Source organism: Burkholderia savannae, assembly GCF_001524445.2.
In the GTDB taxonomy this organism is placed as follows: Bacteria; Pseudomonadota; Gammaproteobacteria; order Burkholderiales; family Burkholderiaceae; genus Burkholderia; species Burkholderia savannae.
The window spans coordinates 2,301,350-2,320,959 of the sequence record NZ_CP013417.1 but is presented as its reverse complement, the minus strand read 5'-3'; the positions used below and the strand labels follow the sequence as shown (position 1 = coordinate 2,320,959).

At 60.6% G+C, this 19,610-nt stretch carries 13 protein-coding genes and 1 pseudogene; all 14 read left to right on the top strand.

From position 1 onward, the window contains the following. Positions 1-38 precede the first annotated feature (38 nt). A complete protein-coding gene (locus WS78_RS11295) occupies positions 39-617 on the top strand; it encodes a DUF3304 domain-containing protein (RefSeq protein WP_038751367.1) in 579 nt (192 codons plus the stop codon). Beyond that, the gene (locus WS78_RS11290; protein ID WP_059582978.1) at positions 614-1,207 is read left to right on the top strand and encodes a DUF3304 domain-containing protein; all 594 of its coding nucleotides are present in this window, start codon (positions 614-616) and stop codon (positions 1,205-1,207) included. Before WS78_RS11295 ends, WS78_RS11290 begins: the two co-directional genes overlap by 4 nt. Next, on the top strand, positions 1,204-1,803 hold the full coding sequence (locus tag WS78_RS11285; protein WP_081989889.1) for a DUF3304 domain-containing protein: 600 nt from the start codon (positions 1,204-1,206) through the stop codon (positions 1,801-1,803). The genes WS78_RS11290 and WS78_RS11285 overlap by 4 nt, the downstream gene beginning before the upstream one ends. After that, positions 1,800-4,208: a T6SS phospholipase effector Tle1-like catalytic domain-containing protein gene (locus WS78_RS11280; protein WP_059582980.1), complete on the top strand. Its 2,409-nt coding sequence runs from the start codon at positions 1,800-1,802 to the stop codon at positions 4,206-4,208. The genes WS78_RS11285 and WS78_RS11280 overlap by 4 nt, the downstream gene beginning before the upstream one ends. Before the next feature lie 108 nt (positions 4,209-4,316). After that, positions 4,317-7,655, top strand: coding sequence for a type VI secretion system Vgr family protein (locus WS78_RS11275; RefSeq protein WP_059582983.1), 3,339 nt, complete (start codon positions 4,317-4,319; stop codon positions 7,653-7,655). Continuing rightward, positions 7,633-8,127 (top strand): hypothetical protein, encoded by a 495-nt coding sequence (locus tag WS78_RS11270; protein WP_059582987.1) that lies wholly within the window; start codon positions 7,633-7,635, stop codon positions 8,125-8,127. Before WS78_RS11275 ends, WS78_RS11270 begins: the two co-directional genes overlap by 23 nt. 208 nt (positions 8,128-8,335) lie before the next feature. Beyond that, positions 8,336-8,831: pseudogene (locus WS78_RS37545) on the top strand (hypothetical protein). A gap of 459 nt (positions 8,832-9,290) precedes the next feature. Continuing rightward, the gene (locus tag WS78_RS11255) at positions 9,291-12,167 is read left to right on the top strand and encodes a type VI secretion system Vgr family protein (RefSeq protein WP_059582990.1); all 2,877 of its coding nucleotides are present in this window, start codon (positions 9,291-9,293) and stop codon (positions 12,165-12,167) included. A gap of 3 nt (positions 12,168-12,170) precedes the next feature. Continuing rightward, on the top strand, positions 12,171-13,178 hold the full coding sequence (locus tag WS78_RS11250; protein WP_226377128.1) for a hypothetical protein: 1,008 nt from the start codon (positions 12,171-12,173) through the stop codon (positions 13,176-13,178). Positions 13,179-13,192: 14 nt separating this feature from the next. After that, positions 13,193-16,216, top strand: a complete 3,024-nt coding sequence (locus WS78_RS11245) for a T6SS effector BTH_I2691 family protein (RefSeq protein WP_059582994.1) — start codon at positions 13,193-13,195, stop codon at positions 16,214-16,216. An 8-nt stretch (positions 16,217-16,224) separates the two neighbouring features. Continuing rightward, complete coding sequence (locus WS78_RS11240) at positions 16,225-16,944, top strand: putative type VI secretion system effector (protein WP_081989887.1); 720 nt, start codon at positions 16,225-16,227, stop codon at positions 16,942-16,944. 254 nt (positions 16,945-17,198) lie between these two features. Then, a complete protein-coding gene (locus tag WS78_RS11235; RefSeq protein WP_059582999.1) occupies positions 17,199-18,434 on the top strand; it encodes an IS256 family transposase in 1,236 nt (411 codons plus the stop codon). Between the two features lie 13 nt (positions 18,435-18,447). Continuing rightward, on the top strand, positions 18,448-18,861 hold the full coding sequence (locus WS78_RS37540; RefSeq protein ID WP_226377127.1) for a hypothetical protein: 414 nt from the start codon (positions 18,448-18,450) through the stop codon (positions 18,859-18,861). Positions 18,862-18,872: 11 nt separating this feature from the next. After that, positions 18,873-19,505: a putative type VI secretion system effector gene (locus WS78_RS37535; RefSeq protein WP_226377126.1), complete on the top strand. Its 633-nt coding sequence runs from the start codon at positions 18,873-18,875 to the stop codon at positions 19,503-19,505. Positions 19,506-19,610: the final 105 nt, after the last annotated feature.

Below are 19,610 nucleotides of genomic sequence, written 5' to 3'. Positions count from 1 at the left end.
TTCGACGTGTGACATCGGTGGCGCTTGGGCGTCGGTCGATGGATGCGGTTGCCCTGTTGTTGCTCTTGCTGGCGCTGTTGGGGAGTGTCGCGGCTTGCTCGCGTGCGGGGAGCGATGCGTCGCTGGAGGCGGGAGGGAAAGGCGAGGCCGTGTCGCAGGCGGATGACGACATGATGAGCCTGAAGCTGAACGCGTTGAACTACACGGAAATCCCCATTGGTCGGTTTTATGTCGATGGCACCTGGGGAGGTAATGTTCGGTCGCGTATTGGAAGCGGTGGAAGGCGAATTATCTGTTGCGTATCGTTGCCCAACAAATGGCGTCCCGGGCTGACTGTGACTGTCGAATGGCGCAACGACGAGATGTTCGCGAAAGATCCGAATTCGATAGCGGGTCGCGTGGTGCCGGTCGAGAAGTACGAGTACTTTTCCGACGGATTCTTGTGGGTGCTGTTTTTACCGGAGGACCGGATCAAGGTGTACGCGTCGCAATGGATGCCCGGCTTTCCGGGGTTCCCGGAAGGGCTGCAAGCGCCGAACGAGGCGTGTCCGGGCCACTTCACGCTGAGGAACGATGATCCGCGCTGCCCTCATCCGGATAAGAGAATCAAGTCATGAATTTGCACTTTGGCCCGATGAAGGTTTTTATTAGATTGACCATATTCCTGATTGTGTTTCTGGCCGGCGCGGGTTGCTCGCGGGCGACAGATCGAACGTCAGTCGACGAGGGGGAGGAGGCGCTCTCACAGTCAGGGGGCGATGCGATGAGTTTGAAATTGAATGCGCTTAACTATACCGATATCCCAATAGGTACGTTTTACGTAGATGGTACGTGGGGCAGCACAGTCGCATCGCGCATAGGGAGCGGTGGGGGACGAGTTATATGCTGTGTATCTTTACCAACTAAATGGCGTCCTGGGCTGACGGTAACGGTGCAATGGCAAGATGACAATCTGTACAAAAAAGCCACAAATGCGATGGCGAGCCGGGTGATACCGGTTGAGAAATACGATTACTTCTCCGACGGATTCCTGTGGGTGCTGTTTTTTCCGAACGACAAGATCAAGGTGTATGCGTCGCAATGGATGCCCGGCTTTCCGGGGTTCCCGGAAGGGCTGCAAGCGCCGAACGAGGCGTGTCCGGGCCACTTCACGCTGAGGAACGACGACCCGCGTTGCTCTCATCCGGATAAGAGAATTAAGTCATGAATTTGCACTTTGGCCCAATGAAGACTTTTATCAGATTGACCATATTCCTGATTGTGTTTCTGGCCGGCGCGGGTTGCTCGCGCGCAACAGACAGGGCAGCCGTTCCCCTCGCTACGGAACGTGAAGATGTCACTCAGTCGGAAGACGACATGATGAGTTTGAAGTTGAATGCGCTTAACTATACCGAGATTCCAATCGGCAGATTTTATGTCGATGGGACGTGGGGAGGGAATGTCCCATCTCGAATTGGTAGTGGTGGTGGCAGAATTTTTTGTTGCGTTTCCTTGCCGAATAAATGGCGCCCTGGGCTGACTGTCACAGTCGAGTGGCGCAATGACGATATGTTTAAAAAAGATCCTAAGTCGATAGCAGGTCGTGTTGTACCTGTCGAAAAATACGAGTATTTTTCGGATGGATTTTTATGGGTATTATTTTTTCCGGGCGATAGAATTAAAGTATATGCATCACAGTGGATGCCTGGATTTTCTGGTTTCCCGGAGGGGTTACAGGCGCCAAATGAGGCTTGCCCGGGAAATTTCACGATACTGAACAGTGATCCACGTTGTCCGATTCCCGATAAAAGGATCAAGCCATGAGCATTCGTTTCGCTTCTGTCGAGCGTCCTGATGCTAATGTCGTCACGAAGGAAGAGCAGGACGCGATTCTGCGCAGACTCCAATCTGACGATGGCATGAGTTGCTGCAAGACACTGCACGTTGGGATTTTTTTTGATGGCACACGCAATAATGCGGATCGTGACAGAACCGGGCAAAAGCATAGCAATGTGGCTCGTCTGAGTGATACTTTTCCTGCCGACAGATATCACTATCGCATCTACGTTGCAGGAGTCGGTACTCCTTTTACTGACCAGATCGGCGATTACGGTGTCGGATTGCAAGCGGCGGCAGGTGCGGCAGCGGGATGGGCAGGGGAAGGGCGTATCAATTGGGCACTTTTGCAAATTCACAACGCATTACATACCTACGTTTACGGTAACTCGTTAACCGTGGCGTTAGGAAAAAAGGATAAGGAAATCGTAAAATCGATGAGCCTCGACATGAATTTCAAGGGCATCGATCTTGGCGGCACACCACCTAAACCGGGAAGCGCAGGCGACATCAAATTGCGCGCGAATTCTGGTGTGGGGGCGCTCAAGCTGATTGCTGCCGAGCAGAATGGCGTCGAATTGACTTGGGATTGGGATTCGAATTGGGCGCAGCTCAAGGACGAGTTGGATTCGTCGAAGTGGAATGCAGCCGTGCAAGATTGGGACAGCAAGCGCCGCAAGGTATTGCTGGATCGTCGTACCCAGTTAAAAGAGCGCATCGGTGATCTGCTGGTCAAAGGAAAGCCGAAGCTGCAACGCATTCGGCTGTACGTATTCGGATTTTCGCGCGGCGCAGCGGAGGCGCGCACTTTTTCGAATTGGCTTGCTGACGCACTCGATCCCGATTTCAGTTTGTGCGGGGTGCCGGTTTCATACGATTTTCTCGGCATCTTTGATACGGTCGCATCGGTTGGCATCGCTCAGAGCGCCGCTGCAACCTTGTTCGACGGACATGGGGGATGGGGGCGCAAGGAATTGATGGCCGTGCCTTACTACGTGCGCCGTTGTGTGCACATGGTGGCCGCACATGAACCTCGTGGATCATTTCCACTCGATCTTATCGATTGTTCGATGGACGGCCGTGAGGAGATCGTCTACCCGGGCGTTCACTCGGACGTCGGCGGCGGCTATGGGCCAGGCGAACAGGGGCGCGGTCAGGACGATGCCGACAAACTTTCGCAAGTCCCGCTGCTTGATATGTACCGGGAAGCACGTAAGGCAGGTGTGCCTTTGGATATCCAGGGACCAGGTATCGGCGCGGACGTCACCGCTTCATTCAAGATTTCAGCAGGACTAAAACAATCTTTCGAAGCCTACGTAAAAGCGAGCGAGAACTACTACTACGAGAAGGACCACGGCACTCCTGGCCTGATGCGCTGCCATTACGGCTTGTATCTTCGTTGGCGCAAGATGCGGCTCAAGGACATGCGCGCGCAGCCGAGCTTCAAGGCTGCGCAGGCAAGCTACCCGCAAGATGCAGCGGATTTGGACAGCGCGAATGCGGAGTTGAAGGAGGAATGGGACGATCTGCTGGAGGTCGAGAAAGCCGGCGGCCCGACGGTCACCCGATACGTGAAGAAGTTTGTTACGAAATGGGCCAGCGAGAATCCGAAAACAGCCGCTGTTGTCTCCACGTCACTACTTCCGGCCGCGGCCGCTGCTGAAGTTTTCATTCCGGGGGCCACCCCTGCGACCGTGCTATTCGGCGACAAAGTGGTCAAATTGGTGCAAGCCCAACTCAATGAGAAGTGGGAGCAGTGGCAACAAGTTCGCAGCGACTGGAACATGGACCCTCCCGAAGCGCCGATCAGCGTGCTGTACGACAACTACATGCACGATTCGCGCTCTTGGTTCAAGCCGCTGGGCGACGACGACGACGTGTGGAACCATAAGCAGATTCAGGAGATTAAGGCCAAGCAAGCCGACTTCGAACGTGCGCACGCTGCCTGGAAAAAACGTGTAGAAACGGGCATGCCCGGCCCGTGGCAGATTACGCAAGCGATGGGCGTGGGTTCCACGGGATTGGGGCCCGTCGGTGGGCTTCCGCCCGAGCCCGAGCCCCGCTCCCCCCTCACCGCGCCGCAAGCGGACCTGCTGAAGCGCTACGACGCCGCGATGCAGTCGGCCAAGCAGGCGCGCGCCGCGAAGGACCCGAGCGCGCCGACGGACAGCGCCGTGCTCACCGACCCGAAGGTGACGGGCGGCCTCGCGCTGCAAACGAGCGGCCGCGAGTTCTATTTCCTGTGGGGCTTCCTGCGCTGGCGGACCGTGTTCGTGAACGGCGTGCGCTGGGATCAGCCGCGCGTGCCGACGATGCAGGAGGAAATGGAGGGCATGCGGATGCAGATGCAACGCCAGGTCGACATGAAGGGCATCGGCGTGCTGTTCCAATGAACGAACGCATGCGAATGGTCGGCGACCGCGCGCCGGGCGAAGCCAGCGCAATGACGCGCATCGAACGCAATCGCCGAGCGCGAACGCACACGAGTACCGGGAACTGACATGGATTTAGTCGCAGCATTGACGGGCTATTCGCAAACGACTCGCCACATCCGGATCGATACCGCGATGCCGGGCGCGTTCGTCGTCGAACGCTTCCACGGGCGCGAGGGCGTCGACGAATCGTTCCGCTTCGAGATCGACGTGCTGTCGAGCGAGCCGTATCTCGACCTGACGCCGCTCATCGGCCACGCGGCGCGGCTGCGGATTGCGACGGGCGCGGGCGAGCGAAGCTGGAACGGTTACGTCACGCATGCGGCATACGCGGACAGCGACGGCGAGATCACGCGCTATCGCATCACGATGGAGTCGTGGCTCGCGCTGCTGCGCCTGCGCCGCAATTGCCTGTATTTCGTCGACGTCGATACGAAGGACATCTGCGAGCGTGTGTTCGGCGACTATCCGGAAGCGCATCGGCGCTACGAGCTGAAGGAGCCGCTGCGCAAGTTCAGCCTGCGCGGCCAGTATCGCGAGACCGACGACGCGTTCGTGCTGCGCCAGCTCGCCGAAGCGGGCCTGTCGCTGCGGATCGAGCATGCGCAGGACGCGGGCAAGGACGCGTCGGGCGACCACACGGTCGTCGTGTTCGATCGTCGCGCCGAGTTCCCGCGCGGCAGCGCGATTGCGTACCGCCATCAGGACGTCGGCGATCCGGACGGCGTGATCACGCAATTCTCCGAGCGCCATCAGATGGTGCCGGACCGTGTCGTCGCGACGAGCTGGAAGGCGGACGAATTGCTCGCGCTCGCCGGGCACGCGCAGCGGCAGCCCGATGACAAGGCGCCGGTGCTGCCCGTGCGCGAAATCTACGACGGCCAGCGCGCCGGCCGCTTCGAGACGATCGACGACGCGCAGCGCTTCGCCGAGCAGCGGCTCGACGCGCTGTGCCTGCCGAAGCTGATTCATTACGGAGCGGGATCGTCGCGCACGCTCGAGATCGGCAAGGTCCACACGCTCACCGGCTATCTGGGCAAGGCGATCACGTTCGTGCCGCTGTCGATCGAGCACGAGGCGGTCAACAATCTCGGCGCAGACATCGGCGCGCTGCTCGGGCGCGGCGAGCTCGACAAGGGGCTGTACCGCAACCGCTTCGTCGCGGTGCCGGAGGGCACGGCGATCGTGCCGCCATATCGTGAACGGCCGACCGTGCACGGCGTGCAGACGGCGATCGTCGTCGGCGAATCCGGCAGCCGCGTCAGCAGCACGCGCGATCATCAGGTGCGCGTGCAATTTCCGTGGATGCGCGGCGCCGCGCCGCTGCCGGGCGGCCTGACCGACACCGCGAGCCGCTCGAACCCGGCGGGGCATGCGCCGGGCGACCATCGGTCGGGCGTGCTCGTGCGCGTCGCGGAATCATCGGCCGGGCCGAATTTCGGGCATGCGTTCACGCCGCGCGTCGGTGCGGAAGTCGTGATCGGTTTCGAATCGGGCAACATCGACATGCCCGTCGTGCTCGGGCAGGTCTACGGCGGACGCGTGCAGCCGCCGTTCGCGGCGGGCGAAGGCAGCGACGCGAATCATCCGGGCACGCTCACGGGCCTGCAGACGCAGACGCTCGACGGCCAGTCCGGCAGCCGCTGGGTGATGGACGACGCCGCAGGGCAACTGCGGCACGAGCTGAGCAACTCGACCGCGAACAGCCGCCTCGCGCAGGGCTATCTGATCGAGCAGCAGGGCTCGGTGCGCGGCGCGTATCGCGGCGAAGGGTTCGAGCTCGCGACGCAGGGGTGGGGCGTCGTGCGCGCGGGCGAAGGCGTGCTCGTGTCGAGCACCGCGCGGCGGCTCGCTACGTCGACGCAAATGGACGTCGCGCAAAGCGTCGGGCAATTGAAGCAGGCGGTGCAGACCGCGCAGGGCATGAGCGAAACCGCTGCCGCCGCGCACGCGCGCGAATTGGCCGCCAATGCCGCGCAAGCGGATTTCCTGAAGGCGATCGATTCCGCGCAAGACGGCAAGTACACGGGCGCGGTCAACGGGCAGAGCGCGACGAAGGCGAGCGGCTCGCAGCGCGACGGCGGCGATCCGGTCGAGCGCTTCGCCGTGCCGGCGGTGCTGATGGAGTCGCCGGAGAACATCGTGCTGACGACGCCGCACAGCGCGGCGTCGTATGCGGCGCAGCACGTGCATCTGACCGCGCAGGGCGATGCGCACGTGGCGGCCGCCGCGACGGTCGCGGCCGCGTCGGGCGATGCCGTGAGCCTCTACAGCGCCGCGGGCGGGTTGAAGGCGATCGCGAGCGACGGGCCGGTGAGCGTCGAGGCGCACACGTCGACGATGGAGATTCTCGCGGACCAGTCGGTGCGCATCGTATCGACCGACAACCGCGTCGACGTGCTCGCGAAGGATGCGATCGTGCTGCAGCAGGGGCCGAACCGGATCACGCTGAAGGGCGGCGACATCACGGTCGAGACGCCGGGGCAGTTCCTCGTGAAGTCGGGCGCGCATCCGTTTCCGGGGCCTGCGTCGGAGAGCGTGTCGCTGCCGCCGCTGCCGATTCCCGCGCCGCTCGCGCTGTTCGACGAACAGATTCGCTTCGTCAACGAAAACGGCGAGCCGCTCGGCAACGTCGCGTACAAGCTGAAGCTCGCCGATGGCTCGACCGTGTCGGGCGTCACTGACGACAACGGGAGAACCGAGCGCGTGTCGACGGACGGACCGACGTCGATTCAGTCGGCGACGCTCACGCCGACGCAGGTCGTCGACTGCTGCGGGAGAACGTCGGATGTGCCGCCGCCGTCGGTGAAGGTCGACATCAAGGGAATCGGGACCAACAACATGCTGGTGGGCAGTTCGGAGAAATCGGTCACGGTCAAGGGCGAGAGCCGGCCGCTGACCGAGGGCGAGATCGAGATGGCGAAAACCGTGTTCCAGGACAGCATCGATTACAGCGCGGTGCGCGTGCACAAGGGCAGCTATTTCTGGTTCAACTTGCAGAGCAAGCATACGGCCGTGACGCCGAACAACAACATGTATTTCCTCGAGGAGGATTTCGAGGAAGATTTTTCAGTCTCCAAGAAAGATGGGCCTTCCAAATTCGGTTGGTTCATGCACGAGATGACGCACGTCTGGCAACATCAGCGAGGATATGCGGTGCGCTGGCATGCGCTAACGGTCACGATTCGAGGACAGGGGGCATACGAATACAAAATCGAACCCGGCCAAGTATTTAGCGATTTCAACATGGAGCAGCAAGGCAATATTGTGGCGGATTACTATGCGCTCATCGTTATGGACAGCTACGTCGATGTATTTTCCGCTACGCCTGGCAGTAAGAATCAAATGAGACAGGTTATTGCTCCTTTTTTACAGGATCCGAAGGATGCGTCGAATCTTCCGAAATAGCGTTATATTCGTATTGTCGATCTGTTGCATTTCATATGCTGCGGCGATGTCGAAGGGGCCGATTCGTATCGCACTGAAGCGAATCAATGGAAAGCCGGTAGCTTGTATTCCTGCAGACGATAACGGAGGCGGGCAATCGGTACGTCTCTACGTCGCGGGAATCAGTAGGGCGACAGGGCCAACTACTCCGGCCGTGATCTATTGGGGCATCAAAGCGTCGGACGACGAGCAGCCCGTCTATTTGAAACGCGGCGAATGCATTGTGTACGGCCAGACGATGCCAGGGATGACATTGAAGACGCCGCCGAGGTCATTCGATGTCGACAAGTGGTACAACTTCTCGGTCATCACGTCCGACGAACACGGGACCACGATATACAGGGGCGGGTTCTGCGTGCGCCCGACGCCGGACGGCGGCGGGCGCGTCGTGTTGCCCGAGGAGGATCAGGATCCGTGCCCGAGCGGAAAATAGCCGCATGAGCGTCTCTCTGAACCCAGCGCCAGCAGTGGTGGGGCATATACGGATACGAGTCGCTCGGCGTCACGTGGATTTCTTGCGTGGTTTAGCGATCCGACGTCGCGTCAGCAGGGCTTGTACGCGCCGCGTTCGCATCCACGTCGCCATCGGAAGCAAGCCATCACGTCGCCGATCGGTCGCTCATGTCGACAAACCCTTGAGCATGCATAGAGTTCTTCTGGAATGCTTGATGGGTATTGTGTCGTGCGCCGATTTTGCGTCGGCTATGGCAATGTCAAAAGGCCCGATTAGGCTCGATGTCATGCGGATCGATGGAAAGCCGGCTGCTTGCCTTCCGAGGCGAGATGAAGATGGGAAATCCGAAATGCGGCTTGGCTTCATCGGAGTGAGCAGAGCGACAGGACCTGTCAGTCCAGATGGTCGTCTACCGGCAGGCCGGAGTGCCGGCCAACGCTCCTCCCGTGTATCTGAAGCGCGGCGATTGCATCGTTTACGGTCAATCGATTCCCGGGGCAACGGTGCCGACGCCACCGAAGCGGTTCGATATCGGTAAGTGGTGCAACTTCGCGGTCGTGCCCGGAGGGAAGGCTGAGGGGCCCATATATAGAGGAGCCTTCTGCATATCCGGGAAGCAGGGCGATGGTGGGCGCGTCGTGTTGTGTTCTGAAAATAAGGATTCGTGCTCGAACGGAAGATGACGGTGTGCGCATCGGCCGGATATGCAACTCATGATATTCGATAACGTTGCATGCCCCACGCGTTCGATGCTGACTCCGCGTTGCGGGTGCGTGGATGTGGCGAGCCGTGCGCGCCGTCCCGATGAAGGCATCGAACATTTGCATGTTGAACGGACTATCGATGAATTTCCGCACCCACGTCTCTCGCTTCCTGCAGTGGCCCGCATTGCTTCGTTCGCGTGTGTCCGCACGCGCGTTCGTTCGCGGGGCAACGGCGCACGAGCGCGCCGTGGATAGCGAGCGCCGCGAACGGCGAGCAATGCGGACATCATGCGCGTCGGCAGCCGAGGAGACGAGCGCGCATACGCGCAGCGACGAACAACCCGTGCCCCGAGTCGCAAGAGCACGTGGCGTCGCGCCCCAATACATGAACCCGGCCCCGCGGATCGTCGCGCGCCCGGCCCACTGAACGGACAAGCCATGTCGATCCCAACTGACGTTCTGCAAGCACTCTTCGGCGGCTGGTCGCAGCACGACCGTTTCCTCTGGATCACGACGCCGCTCGGCGCGAACGCGCTCGTCGCGGAGAGCCTGCACGGCTGGGAAGCGCTCGATCACGGCGGCTTCCGTTTCCAGCTCACCGCGCTCGCCGAGAACCCGTCGCTGCCGCTCGCGCAATTGATCGGCGCGCCGATCCTGATCGAGTGGCAGGCGGCGCAAGGGCGCGATGCGCGCCGGCCGTTTCACGGCCACGTGATCGCCGCCGAACTGATCGGCTACAACGGCGGCCTCGCGCGCATGCGGCTCGTCGTCGAGCCGTGGCTCGCGCTGCTGCGCCAGCGCATCGACAGTTACAACTATCTGAACGCGAGCGTCGTCGAGATCAGTGAACAGGTGTTCCGCCGTTACACGCGCGGCGCGATCGCGCCTGCATGGCGGTGGGCGCTCGCCGATGCGACGAAGTACCCGAAGCGCAGCCTGACCGCGCAGGCTGGCGAATCCGATTTCGCCTTACTCGAGCGGCTCTGGGCCGAGGAAGGCATCTTCTACTGGTTCGAGCACGAGGGCGATCCGCGCGCGTCGAGCCTCGGCAAGCACACGCTCGTGCTTGCCGATTCGAACCAGCGTTTCGCGCCCGACGAACCCGAGATCGTCGGCTTCCACCAGACGAGTGACGACGATCCGCAAGGCTGCATCCAGCACTTCATGCATGCGCGGCGCTGGCGGATCGGCAGCGTCGCGCGCGCGAGCTGGGATCATCGCAGCCTGTCGACGCGGCCGACGGGCGCGCGCGCGAGCGGCGCGGTCGTGCCGGGCGAGGATCGCGACGTCGCCGGCCCGTATGCGTTCCAGACGGGCGCGATCGGCGATCGGCGCGCGCAGCAGCAACTCGACGCGCAACGCGTGGCCGCGCTGCAAAGCGAAGGCCGCAGCACGCGGCGCGATCTGCGCCCGGGGCTGCGTTTCGCGATCGCGCATCATCCGACGCTCGGCGCGTCGGACGCGCTCGTCTGCCTGCGGGTCGAGCATTCGGCGCACGCGAACGTCGATGCGACGGTGCGCAGCGCGATCGAACAACGTCTCGGCACGATCCCTTCGATGACCGGCGCCGCGCCCGCGCCCGCGCCCGCGCCCGCGCCGCACGGCGCGGCGAACGCGCTGCACGCGGCGCTTGGCGTCGACACGCATCATGGCGGACAGCTGACGCTCGATGACGCCGTTTATCGCAATCGCTTCGTCGCGCTGCCCGTCGAGCAGGCATACCGGCCGCTTGCCGCATCCGGGCACGGCGCGCGCGCGCATCCCGTCGCCGTGATGCCGGGCGCTCAGACGACGATCGTCGTGGGCTCGGGCGATCCCGTTCACACCGATCGGGATCACCGGATACGGATTCAGCATCACGCGCAGCGCGGCCAGCAAGCGGCGAGCCGCGAGGACCATCCGCATGCGGCGAACGCGCCGGCGGACCGGAGCGCCGGCACGTGGACGCGCGTGCTGACGCCTGTCGGCGGCGACAACTGGGGCGGCGTGAGCGTGCCGCGCATCGGGCAGGAAGTGTGGACCGAGTGGCTCGAAGGCCAGCCCGATCGACCGGTCGCAGTGGCCGCGCTCTACAACGGTCAGGGCAACGCCGACGCGCAGCACAACGCGCAAGCGGGCGGCCCGAGCGGGAGCACCGGCAACGCGGCCGCGTGGTTTGCGGGCAATACGCATGCGGCCGTGCTGACGGGCTTCAAGACCCAGGACATGAGCATGAGCCAGCAAGGCACGGGCGGCTACCGGCAGTTCATGCTCGATGACACCGCGGGCCAATCGAGCGCGCGCCTGTACACGACCGATCGCAATAGCGGCCTCACGCTTGGGCACATCAAGCAGACCCAGGACAACCAGCGCCAGGCCGATCGCGGCTACGGCGCGGAACTCGCGACGGATGCGGCCGGCGCGCTGCGCGGCGGCGCGGGGCTTTTGATCAGCACGGCGCCCGGCGTGAGCCAGATGGACGCGAGCGCGCCGAGCCAGGTGCTCGCGCAACATCGGCAGACATTGCAAAGCCTCGCGGAGCTTGCGCAGAAGCATGGAGCCGAGCCGGGCAACGGTACGGCAGTGCAGGCGCCGAGCGCAGCGGATACGCCGCCTGCGTCGACGGGCAACGCGGGCAACGCGGGCGGCGCGGCGGGCAAGTCGTTGCCGGCCGTCGAGGGCGTCGAGCGGAGCCGCGAGGCGATCGGCGTGACGCGCGAGGGCAGCGGTGGCGGCGATGCGACGGGCGGCGGGAGCGGCAGCGCAATCGCATGGAGCAAGCCGCATCTCGTCGCGCACGGCGAGGCTGGGCTCGTTGCGATGTCGGCGAAGAGCCACGTGTGGGTGTCGGGCGCCGAAACTGTGCTGAGCGCCGGACAGGACGTGCAGTTGACGGCGAAGGGCAAGACGAGCGTTGTCGCGAATCATGGCGTTTCGCTGTATACGCAAGGCGCTGCGGGCGGCGGGCGGCCGGTGGCGGGGCAAGGCATCGCGTTGCATGCGGCGACGGGCTCGGTGAGCGTCCAGGCGCAGAACGCGGGCAAGCTGAGCGCGAGCGCGCAGAAGGCCGTGACGGTCGCGAGCGCGCAGGGCAGCGCTTCCGTGCAGGCGCAGCAGCGTGTGTTGCTGACCGCGGCGAAGGCTTATCTGAAGATGGAAGGCAACGACATCGTGGTCGGCGCACCGGGACGCGCGGATTTCAAGGCGGCGGCGCATCAGTTGACGGGGCCGAAGAGTGCGAGTGCTCAGAATGCGTTGGGCAAGGGTGCGTCGAAGGACTGTCCGCAGACGATGAGCGACATGGTTTCTTCCAGTGCCGCATTCGCGGATCTATAAGTCATGGTTCGAGAACAGATGCTTTCAGAGCCGCGAGCGAGCGACGCGATTGCGGGCCGCGAATCGGCTTCGCCCGAGGACGCGCTGTTGGGGCAACTGCAGCAGCGATGCGCGGCGCAAGGCGGCGCCACGCGCATCGTGTTGCTGATCGGGCCGGCGATGCTTCAGGAGGCGGACTCCGAAGTATCGAAGGCGCTGCGCGCAGATGGCGCACATTCGACGCTCGACGTGCAACTGCGTCCGGGGCAGATTGATTCGGATTATTGGCCGTCATTGGTCGAGCTGGATTTCATGCGTCAGCATTCGATCGACGCGTGTCGCATCGCACTGCGAGCGGCCTTGGAGGATTGGCGGCCGGGTGCGCTGGCCGAGGGGCGAGGCCATCGTATCGGCGCGCTGTTGTTCGGCGATGCGTCATTGGCGGAAATCGCGCATCACATCGCGAACGTGGCGATTCAGCAGCGTTCCGATCGACCGGGGCAGAGACTGCTGGCGTTGGCCGACCCGGCGGCTTTCGAGGGCGTATGGCGGGTGTGTCGCGACGATCAACGTTGCCGCCTGCTGGGCCCCATTGCCAGATGGTGCACCGTGGATCGCTGGGGACAACTGACGGATCACGCATGCGCGATTGCGGGCGAGCGCGCTCCGGCGCGAGGCCGCTTCGTCGGGTTCGACGACGCGCAGTGGATGGCGTTGTCCGATGTCAGGCCGATCAATCGCGCGTGGATGCGCATGCGCGCGGACGGCGGTGTCGTTCGACGTGAAGACTTCGCCCGCATGCCGGACAGTTTGCTTCGTGCGCGGCGATATGGCTTGAGCGATCCGGCCGATCTGGAATTGTTCGCGTTTCACGCACTCGAGTCGGGGCCGGACTTCGATTTGCATCCGTTGATGCAGACGTTGCTGCGCGCGCGTCCGGAGGACGTCTACTACAGTCGCGCCGTCGCCGAGCTGGACGACGCGCAGTGGGACGAGATTCGCGAGGCTCGCCGAGCCGCGCCCATCAATTGATCAAGGAATGAAAAATGGCGGGAAGCGACGATCGGTGCGACGTTTGCAAGCTTCAGGGGTTGGCGGTCTACCCGTCGCGCTATGCGGTGGTGCCGAAATCGTTCGGCGCGCCGGCACTCGGTTCGTTCGACGATAAGAGCGTCACGGGTGTGGCGTTGACGCAAGGCAAGTACGGCTTGCGCCAACTGCGCGAGGGTTTCGTCTATCTGTTCTACGAACTGGGCGCTCGCGGTGCGTACTATTGGGAAGTGTATTCGGTTGCACCGGATGGCTCGTTGTGGAAGCAACTGGATACCGCGAGCGCGAAAAGAATCGATGCGCCGCAAGCATGTCGACGCACAGGGCACAGCGCGTCGCGCCTCCAATATCTCGTCATCGAAAAGCCGCATCAGTGCGGCAACGTCTGGGTCGCGTTCAGCGAATGGCCGTGGAGTCGGGACACCGTCAAACGCTACGGCGCGCGGGATGCGCAGGCGGCGAGCCTGCGCAAAAAGCGCATGCAGCTCATCGAGCCCGCGAAGTGGATATCGGCGCCGAAGACGGGAACGTATTCGGCGCCGCTGACCGAGACCAATCTGCAACACGTCATCGAATATGCGCCTGCTGTCGCGACCACCGCAAAGGGGGAGCCCGTCGGCCTGCAAAGCACGGAGCTGCCCGAGGCCGTCAGCTTCGGCGAATTGGGAGCGTTTCGGGACGCCCGTCTGCAGACTTGCACGTCGCGTTATCCGTGGACCATGCGCAACAAGGCCGCGGCAGGCGCGAAGCTGAGCCCGGCGGCCGAGTTGGTGAAGCATGCCGAGAGCAACAGCCGGAAAGAAAAGGGCGCGGCATGCGTGCCGATGATGCTGGCGCTTTGGGATGGCGTGGGGATCACGCATGAATTGAACGGCTTCCGAAACGACGCGCAGGCGCGTTTTCTGCAGTATTGCGACGAGCAGGCGCTCAGGATCAATGCGCTGCAATGGATCGATCAGGCGAAGCTCGCGGTGGAAGCCGGCGCGCGCAGAAAGGCGACATTCGACCATAGTCCCGCGACGCCCGGCAGCACGAGCTGGTATTACCCGGACGCGGTTGCGAAGCAAAAGGCGGCCGCGAAGACGCCGGCGGATCAGCAGTTCTGGAGCGACTACCAGTGGATGGGGGAAAACGGCGTGCCGCCGTCGTACGCGAGGCAGATCACGCAGTTTCGCGCGGCGCCTTCTTCGCCTGCGTATCAGGACGCGATGACTCGCGCGCGCAAGTATGTGGAGGCCAAGCCGAGGATCGAGGAAAATCGGGCCCGGAGGATCGATCAGGACACCGCTACCGGGAGCGTGCAAGATTGGTCAAAGTACCGCGAGAAGCTGGCGGACGATACATCGGGCAAACCGGGAAGCGCGAAAGGGAACGTCAAGCGTATCGACGTGTTCCGCATCCTGTATCAACGCATTCAGGACCAGAAGCAAGCGTTGCTCGCGCAGCGTACGGCGGATGTCGCGAACTGGCTGGACGCGCCGCTCTTTCTCGCCGCGCTCGAAGATTATCACGATCAGAACGGCTTCGACGGGGTGGCGTTCGAGTTCGTCATTTTCCATGCGATCGTCGGGCTGAGTGCCGATTCGAGCGGCGTTGCGGCATTGAACAAGTTGATCGACCGCCTCGACCCGACCAAGCCGGAAAGTTTGATCTGGCGGATGGTGGCCAGCAATCAGAAGGAGTCGAAGGAAGCGCTCAAGCTGGCGCTGGCGCGGGCGGAGGCGCACAAGACCACGCTGCTGGGCATGGCGGGAGAAGGCTTCAATGCATTCGCGGAGGCCTGCGAGAAGCTGAAGAAGTTCGCGGAGTTCTACGGAAAGATGGACGAGATGAGCAAGCAGGCCAAGCAGCTCAATGCCGTCGATCAGGCGATGCACGATAAGGGCGTCGACAAGGCCGCGGTTAGCGTAGGGCACCTCATCTTTCAGCGGTTCTCGTTCAAGGGATTCAACCTGCAGAATCTCGGCAACGGGGTGAGCGAGGCGATCATCAACTCCGTGTTCATGCTGAGGGTGGGCATCAAGAGCGACGAGGTGAAAGAACTCGTTCTGCTGCAAGCTAAAATCGAGCCGCAACTGCGCAGCAAGTTCCTCGGTGAATATCAGGCTCAACGCCGAATGGGGAGAAGTTCGCCGGAGGCGTTTCGAATGGCCACCTCGGCCGTCGCCGAGACCGAAGGATCGAATGTTCTTTCCAGGCGGTGGCGCGCGATCAAGGTGCGCGAGAGCGTGGGTCTCGTAGGCGTGATCGGGCTGATCGAGGTGTTTGCTCTGATCAAGCTGATCAATAAGAAGGATAAGGAAAAGCGGGATTGGGCGGAGTTGGGGGGAGCGTGTTTTTCGGTAGCGGGGGCAGCAGCGGAGGTTGCGCTTAAGCCTTTGGAGGCACTCAAGTTCGAACAGGGAGCCAAGAATCTCAAAATAATCGGTGGGTATTGCGGAGCGATTGCTGGAGGCGTCGGGATGATGCTCGATTTCATGGACGCCAGGGGGAAATGGAATAATGGCGAACGGCTGATCGGCCTTCTTTATGCTGGTAAAGGCATTTTCGGATTTGGAGCGACGGTAGCATTCGGTTTAACTGCTTTGAGTTCATCGGCACCATTTTTCGAGCGAATTGCATCGAACGTTACCGGTCGAAAGATTCGTATCGTTATTCTCGACCGTATCGGGCAAGGTATTGTCGATGCGACCATGCGCAAGGCAGCCATTGCGGCGGGTCAGGAAGTCGCAGCTGTCGCTGCCGAACGAGTTGGGGCCATGGTAATGGGTAGAGTGCTCTTGTTTATGGCTAGCTGGGAAATGCAGGTGGCTGTTATCGCTATTCAAGTCGTGATTTGGACGCTAAGCAATGATGATTTGCAGAACGCGATACTCGATTCGGTGTTCGGGAGGGAGGGGAAATATAAAATGGTATCGGATATTAAGAAGCAAGATGAAGCATTCGACAAGGCATTAGTGGCTGTTGGCTTCAAAGCTGAAGAGACGGTGGAGACAGGAAAAGCGAAGCAAAACGGGTAGGAGCGCATATGGATAATGGACGAGCGGTGATTTTGCGAGGGGTCGTAAGTAATTTCAGTAAGGAGCGAGCGACGGGAGATTTTCTCCTGAGCGATGCCGATCGATCAGCTGCGGGACTTACCGCGGTCGCGGCGGCGCTGGCTGGCTCGGGAGGAGCAGTCGGATTGGCATCTCTGGCGGGGATCAAGGAAGAGGCTGATAAGGTTCAATTTGAACTTAACGGTAAGAAAATAACGGGGTGGTTGATGTGGTCGCCATTCAAAAATGGCGACGAAGTCGAAGTAGTTGCTGAATTGCTGCGGGATGGTACATATCGAAGTTTTGCCGTTCTCAAACCTGAAGATCGTACCATTGCTCTATATCCGCATTGTTCGAGAGGGAGAATTGCGCACTATAAAAATTCCCTGAAGTGGTTTTTTATGGCATTCGCTTTTATTTTCTTGGGATCGTGTGGCGTTATGGCGGGAATTTTTTTGGTTAACCATGATGACGATTGGAGGAGTTTCGTGGGATTGATGGGGGGAGGGGGGCTGATTAGTCTTGTGATTTACGCCATTATTGCCTATAGAATTTCTAGGAAATTTATGCCATTTGTTGTTATGGCTGAGGGAATATTCCAATCTTTGGGTTGGCGTGATGTGAAGAGTGTGGATTTGCCGGCTAGAAGTAAGGCGGCGAGGAAGGCCGAGAGACGGCCCGGTCTTGGGACGTTGTATTTTAGATATTGATATAAGTGTCGTATATTTTTGGTTCTGAATGGCATGTCATGTGAGAATTTTAATTTGCAGTGTCGACGAGAGAAATTGGCGACTATATGTTATCAACCTGATCGCTGTCACTCAAACCGAGAGCAACAGCCGGAAAAAAAGGGCGCGGCATGCGTGCCGATGATGCTGGCGCTTTGGGATGGCGTGGGGATCACGCACGAAGGGACTGTCAGTAATTTCGTGTTCAAGGCATATCATGCTCGCTAGGAGAACATATGCCTCGCAAACCGAAAGCCAAGCCGGCGGAGCTGCCGGCGATTCCTGCCGAGTTGCTTGAACAGTTCGGCAACGGGCCGATGACGGCTGAAGCGATCAATGCCGCGACGCTGGCCCTGAAGAAGGCCCTGATCGAGCGGGCGCTGGGTGGAGAGATGAGCCATCATCTCGGCTATACGCCCGGCGCCGTCACCAACCAGCGCAACGGCACGGGTGCCAAGACAGTCCTGACCGAGGATGGTCCGATTCGTATCGAGGTCCCGCGCGATCGCGACGGCAGCTTCGAACCGCTGCTGATTCCCAAACACGAACGACGCTTCACGGGCTTCGACGACAAGATCGTCGCCATGTATGCCCGGGGCATGACCGTGCGCGAGATTCAGGGCTTTTTGCTGGAACAATACGGCACCGGGGTCTCGCCCGATTTCATCAGCTCGGTCACCGACGAGGTCATGGCCGAAGTGACTGCCTGGCAGGCCCGGCCGCTTGAGCCGATGTATCCGGTGGTGTTCTTCGACGCGCTGCGGGTCAAGATCCGCGAAGACGCCGTGGTGCGCAACAAGGCGGTCTACCTTGCGCTGGGCATTCTGCCCGACGGTACACGCGATATCCTGGGCCTGTGGATCGAGAATACCGAAGGCGCCAAGTTCTGGACGAAGGTGTTCAACGATCTCAGGACGCGCGGCGTCAACGACATCCTGATCGCCGTGACCGACGGCCTCAAGGGAATGCCCGAGGCGCTGGCGGCAGTGTTTGCGTCGACCACGTTGCAGACCTGCATCGTTCACCTGATCCGCAGCAGCCTCGATTGCGCGTGCTGGAAAGACCCCAGGGAACTGGCTGCAGTGATTCGCCCGATCTACACCGCGCCCAGCGCGGAAGCGGCCCAGGTAGAACTCGATGCGTTTGCCGACGGGCCGTGGGGGCAGAAATTCCCGACGGACAGTGCGGCATGGCGCAACGCCTGGGATCGCGTGATTCCGTTCTTCGCCTTTCCACCGGCAGTTCGCAAGGTTATATACACGACGAACGCCATCGAGAACATCAACTCGCAGTTGCGCAAGATCATCATGACCCGGGGCCACTTTCCGACCGATGAGGCCGCGGCGAAGCGCATCTGGCTGGCACTGCGCAACATCACTGCTCATTGGGGCCGCGCGGCTCATGACTGGAAGGCAGCCATGAACCAGTTCGCCATCCTCTATGAGGATCGATTCGTTCGACCATCCGTGTGAATCTCAATCCGCCTTGAACACGGAAATTCTGACTCCCCCCGGGCGGCAGATTCGTATCGTTATTCTTGATCGGATTGGCCAAGGCATCGCTGACGCAACTGCACGCAAGGTGGCAATAGCGGCCGGGGAGAGGGTCGCAACCGTCGCGGCTGAGCGTGTTGGAGCCATGGTGTTGGGTAGAGGGCTGCTGTATATGGCCAGTTGGCAAGTCCAGGTTGCTATTGTTGCGATCCAAGTTGTTATTTGGTATTTTGGGAATGATGATTTGCAGAATTCATTAAATGATTCTGTTTTTGGGGTAGGTAAAAAATATAAAAATAACGATGACTTAAAAAAACAGGATGAGGCATTCGATAAGGCTCTGGTGGCTATTGGATTCAAAGATGATGCTACTTCTGGCGCGGAAGAAGCAAAGTCGCATGGATAAGTGATCGATATATGGATACTAGTCGTGCAGTCGTGTTGCGTGGAGTACTGGAGAATTTTCATAAGGAACGGGCCACCGGAGACTTTCTATTGAGCGACTTGGAGCGCTCAGCTGCTGGGTTGACGGCCGTAGCGTCGGCGTTGGCTGGCTCGGGAGGAGCAGTCGGACTGGCATCTCTGGCGGGCACAAAAGAAGAGGCTGACAAGGTTCAATTCGAAATCGACGGAAAGCAGGTTGCCGGCTGGTTAATGTGGTCTCCATTCCAAAACGGCGATGAGGTAGAGGTGGTGGCTGAGCCATTGAGGGATGGAATGTATCGAGCATTTGCCATACTTCGACCATCTGACCGAACGATTGCGTTATATCCACACTGTTCGCGAGGGCGGTGGGCGTTTTTCAAAAATGCTGTGAAATTATTCATGCTGTTTTTTATATTTATTGTGATAACGCTTGGAAGCCTTTTGTCGGCTGTGTTTTTTGTGAGAGGGTACGGTGATTGGCTGGGTGTCCTTGAGTTGATTGCAATGATATCGGGGGGCTGTTTGTTGTGTATGGAATTATTGCGGTTAATATTGCTAGAAAATTTATGCTATTTGTTAATATGGCAGAGGGGATTTTTGAGGTTTTGGGGTGGAAGGGGGTGAGTCAAATTGATCTCCCGGGAAGAAGTAAAGTCGCGCGGCGAGTGGAGGGGCGGCCTGGGTTGGGAAAGCTATATTTCAAGTATTAGTGAAAGTTTGTGAGTTTGA